Annotated in this window: 13 protein-coding genes, 1 tRNA gene and 1 pseudogene; 5 read left to right on the top strand and 10 right to left on the bottom strand. The window is 61.4% G+C overall.

Features of this window, described 5'->3' with window-relative positions; all coding sequences use genetic code 11:
- Positions 1-20: 20 nt before the first annotated feature.
- Both MYCSM_RS01635 and MYCSM_RS01630 read right to left on the bottom strand, forming a co-directional pair.
- On the bottom strand, positions 21-821 hold the full coding sequence (locus MYCSM_RS01635; RefSeq protein ID WP_015304380.1) for a TylF/MycF/NovP-related O-methyltransferase: 801 nt from the start codon (positions 819-821) through the stop codon (positions 21-23).
- Positions 822-1046: 225 nt separating this feature from the next.
- Entirely contained in the window at positions 1047-1781 is a 735-nt protein-coding gene (locus MYCSM_RS01630; protein ID WP_041312988.1) for a class I SAM-dependent methyltransferase, read from the bottom strand.
- 564 nt (positions 1782-2345) lie between these two features.
- Here MYCSM_RS01630 and MYCSM_RS01625 point away from each other — a divergent pair.
- A complete protein-coding gene (locus tag MYCSM_RS01625) occupies positions 2346-3317 on the top strand; it encodes a sulfotransferase family protein (protein ID WP_015304377.1) in 972 nt (323 codons plus the stop codon).
- 62 nt (positions 3318-3379) lie between these two features.
- Here the strand turns inward: MYCSM_RS01625 and MYCSM_RS01620 are convergent, their stop codons facing one another.
- Positions 3380-4645: a glycosyltransferase gene (locus MYCSM_RS01620; protein ID WP_015304376.1), complete on the bottom strand. Its 1266-nt coding sequence runs from the start codon at positions 4643-4645 to the stop codon at positions 3380-3382.
- 550 nt (positions 4646-5195) lie between these two features.
- On the opposite strand from MYCSM_RS01620, the gene rfbA reads away from it, so the two are divergent.
- Together rfbA and MYCSM_RS01610 are read left to right on the top strand one after the other, a co-directional pair.
- On the top strand, positions 5196-6059 hold the full coding sequence (gene rfbA, locus MYCSM_RS01615) for a glucose-1-phosphate thymidylyltransferase RfbA (RefSeq protein WP_015304374.1): 864 nt from the start codon (positions 5196-5198) through the stop codon (positions 6057-6059).
- Positions 6060-6345: 286 nt separating this feature from the next.
- The gene (locus MYCSM_RS01610; protein WP_015304373.1) at positions 6346-6684 is read left to right on the top strand and encodes a hemophore-related protein; all 339 of its coding nucleotides are present in this window, start codon (positions 6346-6348) and stop codon (positions 6682-6684) included.
- Positions 6685-6712: 28 nt separating this feature from the next.
- On the opposite strand, the gene MYCSM_RS01605 is transcribed toward MYCSM_RS01610, so the two are convergent.
- From MYCSM_RS01605 to dcd, 7 genes are all read right to left on the bottom strand, one after another.
- The gene (locus MYCSM_RS01605) at positions 6713-9616 is read right to left on the bottom strand and encodes an MMPL/RND family transporter (RefSeq protein ID WP_015304372.1); all 2904 of its coding nucleotides are present in this window, start codon (positions 9614-9616) and stop codon (positions 6713-6715) included.
- A gap of 10 nt (positions 9617-9626) precedes the next feature.
- Positions 9627-12509, bottom strand: a complete 2883-nt coding sequence (locus tag MYCSM_RS01600; protein ID WP_015304371.1) for an MMPL/RND family transporter — start codon at positions 12507-12509, stop codon at positions 9627-9629.
- The gene (locus tag MYCSM_RS01595; RefSeq protein ID WP_015304370.1) at positions 12506-12925 is read right to left on the bottom strand and encodes an MmpS family protein; all 420 of its coding nucleotides are present in this window, start codon (positions 12923-12925) and stop codon (positions 12506-12508) included. Before MYCSM_RS01595 ends, MYCSM_RS01600 begins: the two co-directional genes overlap by 4 nt.
- A 395-nt stretch (positions 12926-13320) precedes the next feature.
- The gene (locus MYCSM_RS01590) at positions 13321-14661 is read right to left on the bottom strand and encodes a UDP-glucose dehydrogenase family protein (RefSeq protein WP_015304369.1); all 1341 of its coding nucleotides are present in this window, start codon (positions 14659-14661) and stop codon (positions 13321-13323) included.
- Positions 14662-14734: 73 nt separating this feature from the next.
- Entirely contained in the window at positions 14735-16321 is a 1587-nt protein-coding gene (locus tag MYCSM_RS01585; protein WP_015304368.1) for a DUF7159 family protein, read from the bottom strand.
- Between the two features lie 215 nt (positions 16322-16536).
- Entirely contained in the window at positions 16537-17850 is a 1314-nt protein-coding gene (locus tag MYCSM_RS01580) for an ammonium transporter (protein ID WP_015304367.1), read from the bottom strand.
- Between the two features lie 112 nt (positions 17851-17962).
- Entirely contained in the window at positions 17963-18535 is a 573-nt protein-coding gene (dcd, locus tag MYCSM_RS01575; RefSeq protein WP_015304366.1) for a dCTP deaminase, read from the bottom strand.
- 58 nt (positions 18536-18593) lie between these two features.
- Between dcd and MYCSM_RS01570 the strand changes: the two genes are divergently transcribed.
- A tRNA-Gly gene (locus MYCSM_RS01570) sits at positions 18594-18667 on the top strand.
- Positions 18668-18883: 216 nt separating this feature from the next.
- Positions 18884-19095 (top strand): annotated as a pseudogene (locus MYCSM_RS37995) (NAD-dependent epimerase/dehydratase family protein); the annotation flags it as partial.
- Positions 19096-19119: the final 24 nt, after the last annotated feature.

The following is a 19119-nucleotide window of genomic DNA, read 5'->3' as shown; positions in this document are numbered from 1 at the left end:
TCAAGCCAGGTGCACTGAACTCACTCCTTGCGCCAGAACACACCTGTTCCGTCTATTTCAACGATTTGCGCAGACACTCCATGCTTCGCGCGGTAATCCGTGACAGCTTGCCGGCATCCGTCAATCGCGTGGTAGTCGTCAATGATGCAGAACCCCCCAGGAGACAGTCGCGAGTAGAGACCGTCCAGTGCCTGGATCGTCGACTCGTAGAGGTCGCCGTCAAGCCTCAACACTGCAATGCGTTCAATCGGGGCGTCATGCAGTGTGTCTTTGAACCACCCGGGGAGGAAGCGAACCTTGTCATCGAGCAGCCCGAAGCGCTCGAAATTCGCTCTTACGTCCTTTTCGGACACCGCCAATATAGGTGCAGCGAGGTGCAGCCTATCCCCTTTGTCTGCTTTGTAATTGGCGGAATCCGGGGGTGGCACGCCCGCGAACGAATCGGCGAGCCAGACGCATCGGGTTTCGTCCCCGTAGGCCGCCAGGACCGCGCGCATCAGAATGGAAGCCCCGCCGCGCCATACCCCACATTCGACCACATCTCCGGGGATGTCGTCGGCGAGCACCGTCTCCACACAATGCTGCAGACTGGCGAGTCTCTGCATCCCGATCATCGTCAGCGCATCCGCGGGCCAATCTAGGCCCAAATCGCGTTTGCGCCGATCGAACGGGCGCTTACGCACGAGCACAAGATTGCCGACTTTGAAAACCGGACGGTGCAGCCAGTTCCACCCCACCGGCACCAACTCGTCGACGCCGTACCCGGTGAGGTCCTGTCGGAGCAGGTCCAGATATGCAGCTCGGGTATCGCGATCAATCACGGTCAAGAAATTGCCCCTATCTCGAATGCCGGCGCTCCCGGTGATGAGCCTAGACCTCTGCTGGCGCAGTTAATGCGCTTCGGGACTGACCGCTGCAAGGTTGCGCATTTAATCTCCAAGGCGGCTAATGCGATAGCGTTATCGTTCGCGGCGAGGATATGGTCATATAGAGGATATCGGCTGCCACGGCAAAGAGTCTCGCCGCCATTCCTGAATTCTGCTGCTTCATCGGAAGGCGGCCCTCGGCAGCCGCTTCGGCGCCTCTGATCGGTGAACCACGACCATCGAGTCGAACACCTCGATCCTGTCGACGACGGTCGCTGCGAACGGCACCTCAACGTCCTTAACGCGCTTCGCATGGCCCTCCATAATCTGATATACGGAGGTCATCTGCATGTAGGGCGCATGCATAGCATCCATCAACCATTTGGTGAAGTCGATAAACGATTCGGGTTGGTCGCGATACAACGTCCAGTAATTGGCGCAGATGTCTTCCACGATGTACACACCGCCGGGTTTCAGCCGCGGGAACAGGTATTGGAACGATCCGATCATCTGCTTCGGCGTGTGTCCGCCGTCGTCGAGCACTGTGTCGAACGCGCCGAACTCGTCGACGACGGCGCGGAGGAAGCCGATGTCGGTTTGGTCACCGATCCGCACATGAATGTCGCGCTCGGGGTCGTCGTATTGTGCAGCCTTGGGGTTGATATCGAGCCCCACGATGGTGGCGTCAGGCATGTATTGCCGCCACATGCGCAGAGACCCACCCCTATCCACGCCGATCTCCAGCATTCGCTCGGTGGTGGTGAGGACGGCTTGGTAGATGGGCAGGTAGTGGCGAAGCTTGTGAATTCCGTCGGTGCCCTCAAATATGCGCCCGAGCGCGGAGTCTTCGGGAGACGTGTCATCGGCGCGCATAACCACGGGTCGAGCTAGCTCGGGACTGAGCGCGTCGAGCATCCGCTCGCGATCAGTGTATGGATAGCGCCTGGTGATGAACGGTGGCTTCGGCTGCAACGCCAGCCTGAATAAGTGCATAGTCCCGCAATCGTACGGCCGGCAACGCAACGAATGCCAACGCACGCGACTCGTCAGATGTCAACGGCCGCGATCTCACCGGAACGCACGCCGGTGCAACGGACATTCGCGAACATGATTACAGCAATGACCTCCGATTTCGGAATTGCGGGTCTTACAGCATATAAATCTACGCGTGGCGTCGATTACGGCAATGCAACATAAATGAGCTCAAAGGTTGCATCTTCGGCGAGTCCCCGTGAGCGACAGATATCTAAGACTGGACCCAGCGAAAAGATAGCGATATTACTGAAGACCTCTTGCGTCAAGATCACGGGAGGCTCGCGTCTGCCGGCAGTATTGTTTCGTTAGCGAGCCAAACTGGTGGCATCAAGGGAACTGCCAGATAAGGGGTCATATGGCTGACACTCCGTACCAATTCGCGTATCTGTTGGCGTTGCACAGCATTTCTGCGCCGCGCGCGGGATCGCTCCTGGAGATGTGCTCATGATCGCGGCCGCCGAACAGAAGGCGACGGCATCCCGCCCGGTCGTGCTGTTCGTATTGGGCATGGGCCGCTCGGGGACGTCTGCGCTCACGCGGGTTCTGTCGCTGTGTGGTGCCACCCCCCCGGCAGGCATGTTGGGCGCCGATGCGAGCAATCCGCGTGGCTATTGGGAACCGCGCGCGGCCCTCTATCTCAACGAGAAATTCCTGTACCGCCACGACAGCAGCTATTTCGACCCGACGCTGCGGCTTCAGGAAAAGGGCGCATTAGGCGACGATGAGCGCGCCGCCTTCATCGCCAAGATCGTGGGCTACCTCGAGACGCTGCCAGCCGCGCCACTAGTGGTCATCAAGGTGCTGCATATATCCGTGCTGTCCGGCCTGTGGTTCGAGGCGGCGTGCATTGCGGGCTTCGATGTTGCGGCCGTGATTGCGGTGCGGGAGCCGCAGGAGGTCATCGCGTCGCTGTCAAAATTCATGCGAGCCTCCCCGCAGCTCTCGAGTGCGTTGTGGCTCAAATACAACCTCCTCGCCGAGAGGGATACGCGCGGTCTGCCACGCGTTGTCGTCGACTACGTCAACTTCCTCGACGATTGGCGCCGGGAAATGAAGCGAATTTCCGATATCCTCCCGATCGATCTCGAGACTGAGGATGAAGGCCCAATCGAGGAGTTTCTCGAACAAGATCTCCGGCGGCAGCGTCAATGCGGCCCGGTCATGGAGGCCTTCGGGACCGATTGGCTCACTGTGGTTTACGACGCGCTGAGCGCGGCCGCGCGGGACGAGTCCTGGGATGAGTCGGCATTGGATCGCGTTTTCGAGGCGTACCGGGCGAGCGAGCATGGTTTCCGCACGGCGTTGGAGGATTTCCGCGGTCACTTCAATGTGCTCTACCGATTCTCGCGGACGTTCATCAGGCCGCTCTTCGAGGGCGTGGCGCTTGCTCACGGGCGCCGAGGAACGTGGGCCTAACAGGCGGCAATGGATGACACCGAAGGTGACGTTTCTGGCGCCTTCGGACCCCCGCAGGCTCGTCAGCACAGCTTTGCGCGGGCGAAATCCTCGACGCGATCGGCTGCTTTCGCAACGCTTTCGGCGGGATGGGTCATCTGGTTGGCAAGTTGGCGAGCTCGAGTGGCGTATTGCGGGGTGAGGATCCGGCGCAGGTCGGCGACCAGCGATTCGCGGGTAGTGGTCGAAAGGCGCCGGGAGGCACCCGCTTTCAATCGGATGAGCTGATTTCCCCAGAACGGCTGATCTCCGACTGTCCAGAGGATCAACGTGGGGACTCCGGCACGCAGGCTCGCCGCGGTGGTACCCGAGCCACCGTGATGTACGACCGCACGGCAGGCGGGAAAGACTGCCGCGTAGTTGACCATCCCCACGACTTTGACGTGGTCAAAATGCGGCACGTCGCTGAAATCGGTCCCGCCGGCACACACCAACGCCCGCTCGCCCAACTGCGCGCTGGCCGCGCTGATCATTTCGAGCGTGTCGGCGGGGGATTCCACCGGAATGCTGCCGGTAGCAAAGCAAATCGGCGGTGATCCCGCATTAATCCACGAGGTGATCTGCTCATCGGCATCGGTGGTCAACTCCATCGTGAGCGCGCCGACAAAGGGACGTCGACCGTCCCAATTCGCCCACTCGGCTGCCAAGCCCGGCACGCAAACCTCGTCGTAGGCCTGGATTTCCAGCGACCCGCGTTCAGCCATCCGCCGCGGCGAGGGACCTTTCGCCTTCGGCAGGCCGAGTTCACGCCGCTGCGCATCCTCAGCCGCCTTTGTCAGCCGCCAGGCGAGCCAGTCGTACGCCGTCATTGCAGAGCGCGTCAACGGCGGTGGCACGATTGGAAATAGTCGGCCGTTCGGCCGCCATGGAAAGGTATGCAGGGCGACCAACGGGATGTCGTAATACTCCGCGACGTTGGCAGCGGGCTGCTCGTAACCCACGCTGGTCGAAAGCAAGTCAGCCCCGGCCGCGAGCGACATGAGCGTCGTGCTCAATCCGGCCCACTGCTGGGTAACCATCTTCAAAGCTTCGCGGGACAACGCGATCAGGTCCTGAATCCTCCAGAAGTGGCGGCTCCAAGACGTCCATAAGTCGCGGTAGGCGTCCAGCTGCGGCTCCACCTGCAGCCCGTAGTCAACCGCCGCAAGGCCAGCCGCCTCGGCAAAGCTGACCAGGTCGGGCGGGACGGCCATGCACACGTCGTGGCCCCTGCGCTGGAGTTCGCGACCGACGGCGACGGCCGGTTCGATATCGCCGCGAGTCCCGTAGCTTGCCATCGCGAGTTTCACGACGGTTCCCCTCCCCGATATACGTTTATTCGTAGACGACCGTCAGTTGCTGTCGGTCAATTATCTCTCATTCGTTCGCCTGCCGGGGGCCATCGATCCAACCGACCCCGACATCAATGTCACCGAATACGCAGGCGTCAACACAGCTCATACCGAGGAGAACTCGATATGCGGTTTATCACACATGAAATGACGGCCGGGATCCATCTAGCAAACGCAATACAGGTGAGCCCGGGGGCACACAAGGCGGTGTCCACTTCCGAGGTCAGATGCGAAAAATCTCCTGATCGCGTTTATCATGTGTCGTTCAACGACCCTCACGCGTGAGATTGGGGCAGCCAATGTACGGGCCCGAAGTGCACCTGGCCGTGTTAAGCACAATATGAATCGACAGGATCACGGCGGACGATCAGCACATCGGCGCCGCCGGTTCGTCGCAAGCGATATAGCGATTCGCGATAAAATGGCGCGTGTGTTTCGCCACGACAAACTAAAGAGCCCCACGCCACCGAACGCAGCGAATCCTTGATTTTCGTCGGATAGGGGACATATGCGCGGAATCATTCTCGCCGGCGGCTCTGGCACTCGGCTGCATCCGATCACGATGGGTGTCAGCAAGCAGCTGCTACCGGTGTACGACAAGCCGCTCGTCTACTATCCGTTGTCCACGCTCATCATGGCCGGCATTCGCGACATCCTCGTGATCACCACACCGGCTGATGCCCCTGCGTTCCAACGGCTGCTCGGCGACGGCTCGGCCTTTGGCGTCAGCTTGCGCTACGCCGTTCAGCGGCAACCCGAGGGGCTGGCGCAAGCCTTCGTGATCGGCGCTGACCACGTTGGCCCCGACACGGTGGCACTTGCGTTGGGTGACAACATCTTCTATGGGCCACGATTGGGCACCAGCCTTCGCAGATTCGAAAACGTCAGCGGTGGAGCGATTTTCGCATACTGGGTAGCCCACCCGTCGGCATACGGTGTGGTGGAGTTCGCCGACGACGGCACAGCGCTGTCACTAGAGGAGAAACCCCTCACACCGAAGTCCCATTATGCGGTGCCGGGGTTGTACTTCTACGACAACAACGTCATAGAGATCGCACGATCGCTTCGAAAATCGGCTCGCGGCGAGTACGAGATCACCGAGATCAACCAGACTTACCTCAATCAGGATCAGCTCTCTGTCGAGGTGCTGCCCCGCGGGACGGCGTGGCTCGACACAGGCACCTTCGATTCGCTTTTGGACGCCAGCGATTTCGTTCGCACCATTGAACGCCGCCAGGGCCTGAAAGTCGGGGTGCCTGAGGAGATTGCGTGGCGCGTCGGGTTCATTGACGACGAGCAGCTTGCAGCGCGCGGCAAGGAACTGCTCAAGTCGGGATACGGTCGTTACCTGTTGGACCTGTTGCAGCGGTAGTAACCCGAGTGTCGCGACAATCCGGCACTTTGTCATGAAAGTTCATATTTGGCAACAGCGCAACGATCGTCACGGGTATGTACACCCGGCGACATTCGCGCCAGTGTTCTCTCCGAGCAAATCTTGGTTGTCAGGTAACGGGCAGCCTGCCCTGCCGGATTCCGCTGTAACACAACGGAATCGCCGACAGATACGAGTAGTAGAGCTTTCGTTCGAAGTTGGGCAGGCCGGGTTTAGTTCTTTGTTGGACGGTTAGAGTTGGAGTAGTCGGTTCCAAGGAGGGCACATGTTCAAACTGTCGTTGACCGGACTTGGCGTCGCCGTCACCGGTCTGACATTGTCGTTGACCGCAGGAGCTGGGGTCGCCTCCGCAGATCCGGATCTCGGTCCGATGGTCGGCTCTACCTGCACGTACGATCAAGCGATCACTGCCTTGAGGACCGAGAATCCGATGGCTGTGCAGTACATGGACAAGTACCCGGCAAACTATGAATTCGTGCGGGTGTTCCTTGGTTCGTCACCGGATCAACGCGTGAATCTGCTGAACCAGGTCAAGAACTACCCCGGGATTGATCAGGCCTTGCCGGTTTTCCAGCAGATGCTGACCAGCTGCGTCAAGTACTGATCGGATCGGCGCAACTGCTTTGTAGCCCTTAGTCTTGGCGCCGCTCGTCATGCAGTAAGGAACGCACGAGCGGGCGCGGCCCGTACGGCTGCAGCAAGGCACTCGCGGGGCGGGGTCGCACTCGTTGCGGCCACCAGAACCAACGTCCGAGCAACGCGGCAATGGTCGGCGTCATGAATGAGCGCACGATCAACGTGTCGAACAGCAGGCCCAAGCCGATCGTCGTACCGATTTGACCGATAATCTGCAAGTCGCTGACCACCATTGAAGCCATGGTGGCTGCGAACACCAAACCTGCTGTCGTGACGACCTTGCCGGTACCGCCCATCGCGCGGATAAGGCCAGTGTTTATACCGGCCGCGATCTCCTCTTTCATTCGTGCGACGAGTAACAGGTTGTAGTCCGACCCCACCGCCAAAAGGATGATCACGGACATCGCAAGCACTATCCAGTGCAAGTTGATTCCCAGAATGTACTGCCATATCAGAACCGACATTCCAATCGATGCGCCCAGCGATATCGCCACCGTACCGACGATCACGAGCGCCGCAATAAAGCTCCGCGTGATGATCAACATGATGGCAAAAATAAGACACAGCGCTGCAATGCCTGCAATCCACAGGTCGTATTTGGAGCCGTCGCGCCAATCCTTCGCCGTCGACGCGGCGCCGGCAAGATAGATCTTGCTGTTCACCAGCGGAGTTCCTTTGAGCGCTTCCTCGGCGGCCGTTCTTATCTGCTCGATTCGAGCGATGCCCTCTGATGACAGGGGATCACCATTGTGGGAAATGATGAATCGCGCGGCTTTCCCATCGGGGGACAGAAAAGAATCCATCGCGCGCTTGAAGTCGGGGTTGTCGAACACTTCTGGCGGCAGGAAGAACGAGTCGTCGTTCTTGGCATCGTCGAAAGCCTGGCCCATGACGCTGGTGTCCTTGGTCGCCTCGTCCATTTGGGCGAACAACCCTGACATGGTGCTGTGCATGGTGAGGGTCATGGTCCGCATGGATTGCATCGTCGCGATCAACGGCGGGAACTGGGCGAGCAGCTGCGGCATGATCGCATCCAATTGATCCATGTTGTCGACAAGAATCGCCAATTTGTCGTCAATCTGGTCGACACCGTCGAATGCATCGAATATCGACCTCAAGGACCAGCAGATCGGAATGTCGTAGCAATGCGGCTCCCAGTAGAAGTAATTTCGGATCGGCCGAAAAAAGTCGTCGAACAGTGCGATGCTGCCCCGCAACGAGTCCGCGACCTGCTGAATTTCACGCATATGCCCGGCCATGCGATGAGTAGTGGCGGCCAGCTGTCTCATCACGTCGTACGTGCGCTGCATCGAATTGATCATCGTTGTCATATCGTCGGCCTGCTTCAGCATGTCGTCGATACGACCCCGTTGAAACCGTGTGGCTTCGACTTGGCCCGCGCTTTGCAAACTCAGCAGGAACGGTATGGATGTATTTGCAATTGGCGTTCCCTCCGGCCGGGTCACTCCTTGCACCCGAGAAATTCCATGGACTTTGAAGACGGCCTTGGCCAGCCTGTTCAGCACCAGAAAATCGGTCGGGTTCCGCATATCATGATCCGCCTCGACCATGAGGATGTCGGGCGTCAGCCGCGCCTGCGAGAAATGGCGTTCGGCGGCCGCAAATCCAACGTTGGCGGGAATGTCGCCAGAAATATATGCCCGGTCGTTGTAGCTCGTTTTGAAACCGGGCAGCGCCAGCAGTCCGACCAGCGCAGCCGCGCACGACGCGACCAGGATGGGCCCGGGCCAGCGGGCGATCGCCGTACCGATTCCGCGCCACCTACGAACCCGCAGTTTGCGTTTGGGTTCCAAGAGCCCAAATCGGCTGGCCACCACAATCCCTGCGGGAACCAGTGTCACGGCGACCGCGACTGCCACGAGTAGACCCACTGCGCACGGGATGCCCATGGTGTGGAAGTAAGGGAGTCGGGCGAAACTGAGGCAGAAGATCGCTCCGGCGATCGTCAGGCCGGACGCCAGGACAACGGGGGCGACCCCGCGGTACATGGTGTGGTAGGCCGCTTCCGGATCCTCCCCGGCCTGACGCGCTTCTTGATAACGACCGAAAAGAAATATGCCGTAATCGGTTCCGGCCGCGATGCTGAGGAACACCAGCATGTTGATTGCGAATGTCGAGAGCACGAAGACATCGTTGTGCCCGAGAAACGCCACTATTCCGCGCGCCGCCGCCAACTCAACGCCAACCATGGTCAACAGAAGAATCACCGTGGCGATCGAGCGGTAGACAAGCAGGAGCATCGTGAAGATGATCACGACGGTTACCGCGGTGATCTTCAGGATGGATCTGTTCCCGCTGTGCTGCATGTCCGAAGCCAGCGGCGCCGCGCCGGTCACATACGCCTTTACCCCGCCAGGGGGCGGCGTGCGATCCACGATCGCGCGTACGGCGGCCACCGACTCGTCGCCCAAGGGCGTGCCCTGGTTGCCTGCCAAATTCAGCTGCACATATGCAGCCTTGCCGTCAGGACTTTGTACGCCCGAGGAGGTGAGTCGATCGCCCCACAGATCCTGCACGTGTTCGACGTGCCTTGGGTCGTTTCGCAACGCGCGAACCAATCCGGCGTAGTACTGGCGCGCATCGTCATCGAGTGTCTGCTGACCCTCTAGCACGATCATCGCGGAACTATCCGAGTCGGCCTCTTTGAACACCTGGCCCATGCGCTTCATGGCCTGCGCCGCAGGCGCATCATCGGGCATCAGCGAGACGGAGTTCTGTTCCCCTACCTTTTCCAGCGCGGGGATTGCCGACTTCCAGTTCCAGCCGACCGACGCCAGTGTCACCACCAAAATCATTGCGACCCAAGCAACGATGATGAGAGGGGCAAACCCGCGGATGGTCCGCGCGATGAACGGCGGCCGGTTGTGCTCGGTGCTCATATGGCCGTCGCTAATCCCTCAGCAGCAGCGATCGCACCAGCGGGCGAGGGCCTATCCGCCGAAGCATGGCGCTGGCGGGGCGAGGGCGGACTCGCTGGGGCCACCAGAACCACCGACCCAACAGCGCGGCAATGGACGGCGTCATGAACGCACGCACCACCAGCGTGTCGAACAACAGACCGAGACCGATCGTGGTGCCCACCTGGCCGATGGTGAGCAGGTCGCTGACGATCATGGACCCCATGGTGGCCGCGAACACCAAACCGGCGGCCGTCACGACTTTGCCTGTGCCGCCCATCGCCCGGATGATCCCGGTGTTTATGCCCGCGGATATTTCCTCTTTCATCCGCGATACGAGCAGCAGATTGTAATCGGATCCAACCGCCAACAGCACAATGACGGACATGGCCAACACGACCCAGTTTATTTGCAGGCCGAGGAGATATTGCCAGACGAGTACGGAAAGGCCGAAGGAGGCGCCCAGGGAAAGCGCGACCGTACCGACGATGACCAACGCGGCGATGAAACTCCGCGTCATTATCAGCATGATGATGAAAATCAGGCAGAGTGCCGCGACCCCAGCGATCAAGAGGTCGTACTTGGATCCGTCCACCAAGTCTTTGACTCCGGCAGCGGTGCCTGCGAGGTAGAGTTTTGAACTTTCCAGTGGGGTGCCCTTGAGCGCCTCCTCAGCCGCCGTTCGTATCGGCTCGACCCGCGAGATTCCCTCCGGCGTCGCGGGATCGCCCCTTTGGGAGATCAACATGCGTGCGGCCTTCCCGTCCGGTGACAGGAAGATCTTCATGATCCGCTGGAAGTCCTTGTTATTCAGGACCTCGGGCGGCAGATAGAAAGAGTCATCGTTATTTGCGGCGTCGAAGGCCTTTCCCATGGCTGTCGCGTTGTTGCTCGAGTCGTCCATTTGGGCAAAAATGCCCGACATGGTGCTGTGCATGGTCAGCATCATGGCGCGCGTGCTCTCCATCGTCGCAATCATCTGCGGGAACTGGATGAGCAGCTGCGGCATGAGCGCGTCCAGTTGATCGAGATCCTTCACGAGCACTTGCATTTTGTCGGTTATCTCATTGACGCCGTCGAGTGCATCAAATATCGACCGAAGCGACCAACAGATGGGAATGTCATAGCAGTGCGGTTCCCAGTAAAAGTAATTGCGGATAGGCCGCCAAAAGTCATCAAAATCCGCGACGTGGTCCCTCAACTCAATAGTGGATTCCTCGACCTCGTGGGTGGTCGTGACAGTGCGATGTGTGGTATCGACCATCTGTTGCATCAAGTCGTACATGCTTTGCATCAGGCCGATCGTCGTCGACATCTCGTCGGCCTGTTTCAGAAGGTCTTCCATGCGCTCTTTCTGAAACGGCAGACTCAGTCGTTGACTGGCATTTGACATGCTGAGCATAAATGGAATCGAGGCGTGTTCTATTTGGGTGCCCTCAGGCCGAGTTATGGATTGCACATTCGCAATTCCTGGAACAGCGAACACCGCCTTGGCGAGTTTGTTCAGCACCAACAGATCCGACGGATTGCGCATATCATGGTCCGCCTCGACCACCAACAGATCGGGCGTGGTCATTCGCGATTCGGGAAAATGCCGCGATGCAGCCGCGAAACCCTGGTTAGCGGGAATGTCTTGGGGGATATATTTCTGGTCGCTGTAGCTGGGATTGTAGCCGGGCAGCGTCAATAGTCCGATGAGCGCAATTGCGGCTGTTGCGGCGAAAATGGGTGCGGGCCACCGGACGACGGCCGTTCCTACCCGCCTCCAGCGACGTGTCACGACCGGCCGCTTGGGGTCGAACACACCAAACCGGCTGCCGGCCGCGATAGCTGCCGGCACGAGGGTGAGCGCGACCGCAACTGCGACCAGGATGCCGACCGCGCCTGGGACACCCAGGGGTTGGAAGTAAGGCAGCCGGGTGAAACTAAGGCAGGCAATCGCTCCTGCGATCGTCGCGCCGGACGCCAGGACGACTTTGGCGACCCCACGGTAGGTGGTGTAGTAGGCCGTCTCCCGATCCTCGCCGGCCTGACGCGCCTCTTGGTATCGCCCGGCGAAGAATATCCCGTAATCCGTTCCAGCGGCGATGCCGACCGACACCAGCAGATTGACGACGTAAGTGGTGAGCCCAACAATTCCGTGCAGACCGAGGAAGGCGACGATTCCCCGGGCCACTTGCAGTTCTAATCCGACCGTTAACAACAAAATGACGACGACAAGGAATGAGCGATACAGCAGGAGCAGCATCAGGAAGATCACGCCGACGCTGACCGCGGTGATCAGAAGGATTGTCCTGTTTCCGCTCTGACCCATATCTGCAACGATCGCCGCTGGGCCGGTTACGTACGTTTTGACTCCGGGTGGCGGCGGATTGCGCTTCACGACGTTCTGGACGGCCTGCACCGATTCGTTGGCCTCAGCTTGTCCAAACCGACCGTTGAGGTTCAATTGGACGTAGGCGGCTTTACCGTCTGCACTTTGTGCAGCTCCGGCAGTCAGCGGATCTCCCCAGAAATCCTGGACGTGCTGAACGTGTTTCGGATCCTCTTTTAATTGTGCAACTATGCGATCGTAGTATTCGTGAGCATCGTCGCCGAGCGGTTCCTGACCCTCGAGAACGATTACCGCCACACTTTCGGAATTGGATTCCTGGAAAAGTTCTCCCATCCGCGTCATCGCTATGACGGACGGGGCGTCCGAAGGACTCAGCGATACCGAGTGCTCTCTTTCGACAACCTCCAACGGGGGCACCGCGATTGTCACAAGTACCGTGACTGCCACCCAGCCCAAAATAATCAGCAGCGAAAACCGGCGGATGAACGACGCAATTCGTGGCCGGGTGACTTGCTCTTTGTCGATATTCTCCTGGCTCATGCGGCCTTCAGGAGACAGGACGTAAAGGCATTCACCTGATTCGAGACCTTCTCCGCCTTGACCTCGTTGTCTACGGTGATCCGGCAGCCAATGCTGTCACTATCGCCCTGCGCCATGATGCTTCCCACGGCGGTCGCCTTGCTGATCTCGAATTGCAAGGTCCAAGGCAAACTAACCCTCTGAACAAATTGCGGATCAGTATTGACGTCGAAGTAGCTGATGTCGGCCATGGTCCCCGGTGGTCCGAAGACTTCATACGTCATGTGCTTGGGGTTGAAGCTTTTACTTTCATTGATCATAGTGTCGGCATATGATGGGCGTTTCTCAGAGCCGAAAACGGTGTGCAGTCGTGACACTGCAAATCCACCGGTAACGATTACCACGAGCACAAGTAGCGGGATCCACAGCCGCTTCAACAGCCCGAAAATCAGCCCGAAAATCGTCGCCCTCCCTCGCTATCGCCCCGTCCGGCACCATGCTGCGACATGTGCGACATGAACGCAAACGCGGGGAACCTCGGGGGCGCAGCCTGGTAGTCAAAGAGTAAACCATGCCGAAGACAGCCATATCGGCCCTTTCCCGACGCGATACGGGATCGGGACGCACCGTACATGTGTGTGTCATGTAAATAGCGCGGTACAAACGCAATGGCTATCGAAAACAACTTCGCTATTATTGCCGCAGCAATAGCTTAAATGCCCGTTTGCGGGTGCGTGGGCCTGGTTGAATTCCGAAATCGGACTAGCCTGGCGAACAAATGATTCTGTAACTGACAGGCTGCCGGGGAACTTTGACGTCAAGACAGGACAGCTCAGGCAGGCAGCGGGTGGTTGACGCTGCGGCCGAGGCTGTAGATCCGCCAACCGGAATTGGTCCACCGCTCGATATCGAGGCAATTGCGTCCGTCGACAACGACCTTCGCGCGCACAGTCCCTGCCAGTTCGTCGGGATCAAGCTCGACGAACTCGCGCCACTCGGTGAGCACCAGCACGGCGTCGGCGCGCTCACAGGCCTCGACCACTGACGTCGAATAGTTCAGCGTCGGGAACAGCCGCTGCGAATTCTCCATCGCCTTCGGGTCATAGACGTTGACGGTGGCGCCGTTGAGTTGCAGCATGCCTGCGACGTTGAGTGCCGGCGAGTCGCGGACGTCGTCGGACTCCGGCTTGAACGCAGCGCCGAGCACGGCGATGTTCGCACCCAACAGCGAACCGCCGCATGCCTTGGTGGCCACTTCGACCATGTGGGTGCGACGGCGCATGTTGATGCTGTCGACCTCGCGCAGGAACGTCAGCGCCTGGTTGGCGCCCAGCTCGCCGGCGCGCGCCATGAACGCGCGGATGTCCTTGGGCAGGCAGCCGCCGCCGAATCCGAGTCCGGCGTTGAGGAAGCGGCGCCCGATCCGCGGGTCATACCCCAGCGCGTCGGCAAGCAGCGTGACGTCCGCATCGGCGGCTTCGCACACCTCGGAGATCGCGTTGATGAACGAGATCTTGGTGGCCAGAAAGGCGTTCGCCGACACCTTGACCAGCTCGGCAGTCTGCAGATCGGTGACCAGAAACGGCACGGCCTCCGCCAGAAGCGGGGCGTAGAGCTCGCGGACCGCGGCTTCCGCGCGAATCGAATCTCGTTGCACGCCAAGCACAATGCGGTCGGGATGCAGAGTGTCGTGAACGGCGAAGCCCTCGCGAAGGAACTCCGGGTTCCACGCGATCTCGACGTCGATTCCCTCCGGCGCGATCCCGCGGGCACGGTCGGCGAGTTCAGCGGCTGTGCCGACGGGCACCGTCGACTTGCCGACGATCACGGCGGGCCTGCGCAGCCGCGGCACCAGAGAGTCGATGACCGCGTGCACATGACGAAGATCGGCGCCGTATTCCCCCTTCTTCTGCGGCGTTCCGACGCCAAGGAAGTGCACGTCGGCGAAGTCGGCGGCCTCGTCGTAGTCCGTGGTGAACCGCAGCCGGCCCGCTGCGAGGTTGTCGCTCAACATCTTTCGCAGGCCGGGCTCGTAGAACGGAATGTCACCTGATGCGAGCTTGGCGACCTTACCCGCATCGATGTCGACGCCGATGACGTCGTGTCCGAGTTCGGCCATTCCGGCGGCATGTGTCGCGCCGAGATAGCCCGTGCCAAAGACGGTGCATCTCATACTGCCTCTATAGGCAGCCGCTATGAGCAAACTGCTACGGGACACCAAGCGCCAAACCAACAGCAGGTTACGGCTAGCCGCTACAGAAGATCAGGAAACAGTTTGGGCCGCGGCCGCCGCCCGAGTGTCCGGACCCGTAGTCACCGCGACCACCGGACCCACCTGGATAGCTTCCGGAGCCCGACCCCGGATAGCCACCGCCCGAGCCGCCCTGGCTCGGATACTGCGGATACTGCGGTGCGTCCGGCGGGTCCTGCTGCGGCGGCTCCTGCTGCGGCGGCTGCCACGGCGGTGTCCACTGCCTGGGCCGCGGCGGGTAGTACGCCGGCGGTGGCAGGTACGGGTTGTAGACCGGAGGGTTGTAGACCGGAGGGTTGTACACCGGCGGGTTGTACACCGGCGCCGGGATATAAGGAACGGGCGCAGGCGCGATCGGAGCCGGGGCCACCGGGGGTGCCTCGGGTGCGGGCGGCGGCGCGGCGGGTGGTGGCGGGGCCGCCTGCGGCGCGGGCGCCTGCTCGACGAACACCTGACGCGGCGCCTGCTGCGGCGCGGGGGCCTCCTGAACGGCCACGGGCATCGGCGGCTTGATGGTCTCCGCGGGCGGAGGCGGGGCGACGGGCTGCTGCGCCTGTTGCACGGGAGCCGGTTCGGGCGCCACCGTGCTGGGCACGATCGCGTTCGGGCGGGGGCTCGGCCGCTGGTCGACCGTCGGTCGAATGCTCACCGCTAGCGAAATGACCAGTGCCACAACACCAACCACGAAAATCGAAGTCAGCGCGCTACCAACGAGCAGGAACGGCTTGCGGCCTTCGTCGGTGGCGATCGGCTCCATGTCGGTCTGCGCCGAATACTCGTCGAGAGGTTCGGCGCCGACAGGAGCCAGCTGCGTCGCGGCCGCGGCAAGCCCGATATAAGCGTTGCCCGCCGTGGTCCCGTCGGGGTCCTGCGAGTAGGCCAGGCCGACGGTGGTGGCCTCGAAGGCCGGGGCGTTCGCGGATGCCAGCGCTGCGCCACGGGCCAGTGCCAGCTCCGCTTCGTCGGGCGCGCTGACCGGCAGGCTGACGAGGGTCTCGAGGTGTGCCTTCACGGCGGTGACGTCGACGCCGGAGCCGACCACGAACATGCCCTGCGGCGGTGAGTCCTGAGCGTCGACGGCCGCGGCCATGTCGGCGAGGACGGCCATCGCGTCGCCGCTGTGCAGCGAGCGGCTCAACACCTTGACGACGGAGCCGTCGTCGGTCTGCACCACAGACAAAGTGGCGGTGTCGCGGTCGATGAACAGCAGCGCGGTCGTGGCGTATCCCACCGCCCGGCCGACGGCCTGGGCGAGCGCGCCAGCGGCGTGGCCGTCCGACACGAGCATCACGTCATTGATGCCGCGCGCAGCCAGCGTGTCGCGCAGGGTGGACGCCTCGGCGTGGTCACTCCACGTGACGCCGATCGACTTCAAATGATGCCCGCCCGCCGCGGCGCTTTCCTTGGTGCCAAGGACTGCCTCCACGACCTGGTCCGCCGCGCTCGAAGAGGTTGCTGAGCCTTCGGCGGCGGTGACGTCGAAGACATCGTGGTCGACGATCGGGCCGTCGGCGTTCTCGCCTTCGACCAGCACCATGCGGACCGTCGTAGGTGTCATCGACACACCTAATACGATGTCCACTGACCCTCCAAAAGTGTTTGCTACGCTATCAAGATTTCCATTCAGGTCCTGCGTCACACGAGTCAACGACCCGATATTTCATCGTCGCGAGCAGCCTGGCCGTTACATTCCACGGCGTTAGCTGAAAGCAGTCGCCGGCACCGGTACTAAAACCCTACTCGGCTCAACGACAACGAGCGCCGCAGCGTTCAAATTCCCTTACCGCGGGTAAGGATTCAGGCTTCTTCGGCGGTCTCGGGACGCGGCGCCGACGCGTCCGGGTCGCCGAACGTCATGGGACGGCGCGAGGGCTGATACCCGTGCACGGCCTCCGCGTACGCAGTCTCGGCGTGCTGCGTGAAGTCGACGCCGGTGGTCTCGTCCTCGGCGCTGATGCGGAAGCCCATGATGCGGTCGATGATCGTGCCGAGCACGTACGAAACGACGAACGCGTACGCGCCGACAACGACGACGCCCAACGCCTGCTTGCCGAGTTGAGTGAAACCGCCGCCATAGAAGAGGCCTTGCGCGCCGCCGGTCATCACCGCGGTGGCCAGGAATCCGATCAGCAGCACACCGACGACACCGCCGACAAAGTGCACGCCGACGACATCCAGCGAATCGTCGTAGCCGAAGCGGAACTTCGCGCCGACGGCGAACGAGCAGACGAGGCCCGCCGCCAGCCCAACCACGGTCGCGCCCAGCGTGTTCACAGTTCCGCAGGACGGGGTGATCGCGACGAGGCCGGCGATCACGCCGGAGGCGGCGCCGAAGGTGGTCGGCTTGCCGTCGCGGATCTGCTCGACGGTGATCCATCCGAGCATGCCGAGGCATCCGGCCACCAAGGTGTTGAGGAAGACCGCGGATGCCAGCCCGTTGGCGGCCAGCGCCGAACCGGCGTTGAACCCGAACCACCCGAACCACAGCAAGCCGCAGCCGAGCAGAACGAACGGCAGGTTGTGCGGACGCATGGCGTCCTTCTTGAAGCCGATGCGAGGGCCCAGCACAAGAGCGAGCGCCAGGGCCGACATGCCGGACACGATTTCGACCACCATGCCACCGGCGTAGTCCAGCGCGCCGAGGCTGAACAGCCAGCCGCCCGGCGCCCACACCCAGTGCGCGACGACGGCGTACACCGCAACGGTCCATATCGGGACGAACACCATCCAGGCGGCGAACTTGGCACGGTCGGCGATCGCACCGCTGACCAATGCTGCGGTGACGATCGCAAAGCCCAATTGGAATGTGGCGAACAACAATTCAGGCACGGGACCGCGGGCGGTGTCCGGATTGATGCCGAGCATGCCGATGTGCTTGAGGCTGCCGACCACCCCGCCCGCGCTGTCGTCCGAGAACGCGAGGGTGTAGCCGACGAGCAGCCACGCCACGGTCACCAACGGGATCGAGATGAAGCTCATCATGATCATGTTGAGCACGCCGGTGGTGCGGACCATGCCGCCGTAGAAGATGGCGAGGCCCGGGGTCATCAGCAGGACGAGGGCGGTGCTGGCGAGCAGCCATGCGGTGGCGGCAGGATCGATCGCGTCCAATTCGGGCTCCTTTGCACGGTTCGCCCGAGAATGTCGGTCCCGCGTTTCAAGCAGGCGGCAAGAGTGTTACCGGCATGTTTCGTGTTTCGGCGGAGTTACCGAAACCTCACGCTCAGCTGGACTTGATGAAGTTCTGATACGACCGCGACGGCGTCGGTCCGCGCTGGCCCTGGTACTTGGAGCCGGCCTGCGCGCTGCCGTAGGGATGTTCGGCGGGGCTGGTCAGTCGCAGCAGGCAGAGCTGGCCGATCTTCATCCCTGGCCACAGCGTGATCGGCAGGTTCGCGACATTCGACAGCTCGAGGGTGATGTGGCCGGAGAAGCCGGGGTCGATGAAGCCCGCGGTCGAGTGGGTGAGCAGGCCGAGCCGGCCCAGCGACGACTTGCCCTCGAGGCGGCCGGCCAGGTCGGTGGGCAGCGTGCACAGCTCCAGCGTCGACCCGAGCACGAACTCGCCGGGATGCAACACGAACGGTTCGCCAGGATCCGGTGTCACGAGGCTGGTGAGTTCGTCCTGCTGTTTGGCCGGGTCGATGTGGGTGTAGCGGGTGTTGTTGAAGACGCGGAACATGTTGTCCAGGCGCACATCAACGCTCGACGGCTGCACGAGGTCCGGATCGTAGGGATCGATACCCAGCCGCTCGGCTGCGATTTCGGCACGGATGTCGCGATCGGAGAGCAGCACGCGACGAGCGTAGCCGTTGAAGTGTTAGCCTTCGTGGTCAAACCGGCCAGTCCGGAATGCCGATGTAGTTCAATGGCAGAACATCAGCTTCCCAAGCTGAATACGCGGGTTCGATTCCCGTCATCGGCTCCACGAAGAGCAGCGGCGATACGTCGATCAGCAAGCCCGAGGCGGTCGTAGGTCCGCAGTAGGTCCGCACCCTTACCGAGCGTCGCCGTACGGGCCGGGAGGCGGCGTTAGCTGCGCCCGCTTCGCCGGTCACGGCGCGGATGCGCAACTGATGTGAGTGGGTGGCGAGGGTAATCCGTGGAAGGTGGGCGTTTACTACCGCAGCCAAAAACAGCAGCTTCGAAGCAGCCAAGCTCGATCCTGGAGATGGCTACTGCGCTGTGCGAGGCGCGCGGGGAGGCATCCCCGGAGATGACGGGCCAGTACCGGAGCGGCGATGTTCGGCACATCGTGGCCGATCCAGCGGCCGCTGCGGAGTTGCTGGCTTCCGGGCTGATATCGATCCGCGCGACGGTCAACGGGAATTCGCGTATGCGACTTTGCGCGGCTGACCAGCGCGCTTGGTGAGCTTTGCG

The organism is Mycobacterium sp. JS623, assembly GCF_000328565.1.
Classification (GTDB): Bacteria; Actinomycetota; Actinomycetes; order Mycobacteriales; family Mycobacteriaceae; genus Mycobacterium.
The sequence above is the reverse complement of the archived record's forward strand: the minus strand, read 5'-3'. Positions and strand labels throughout refer to the sequence as shown.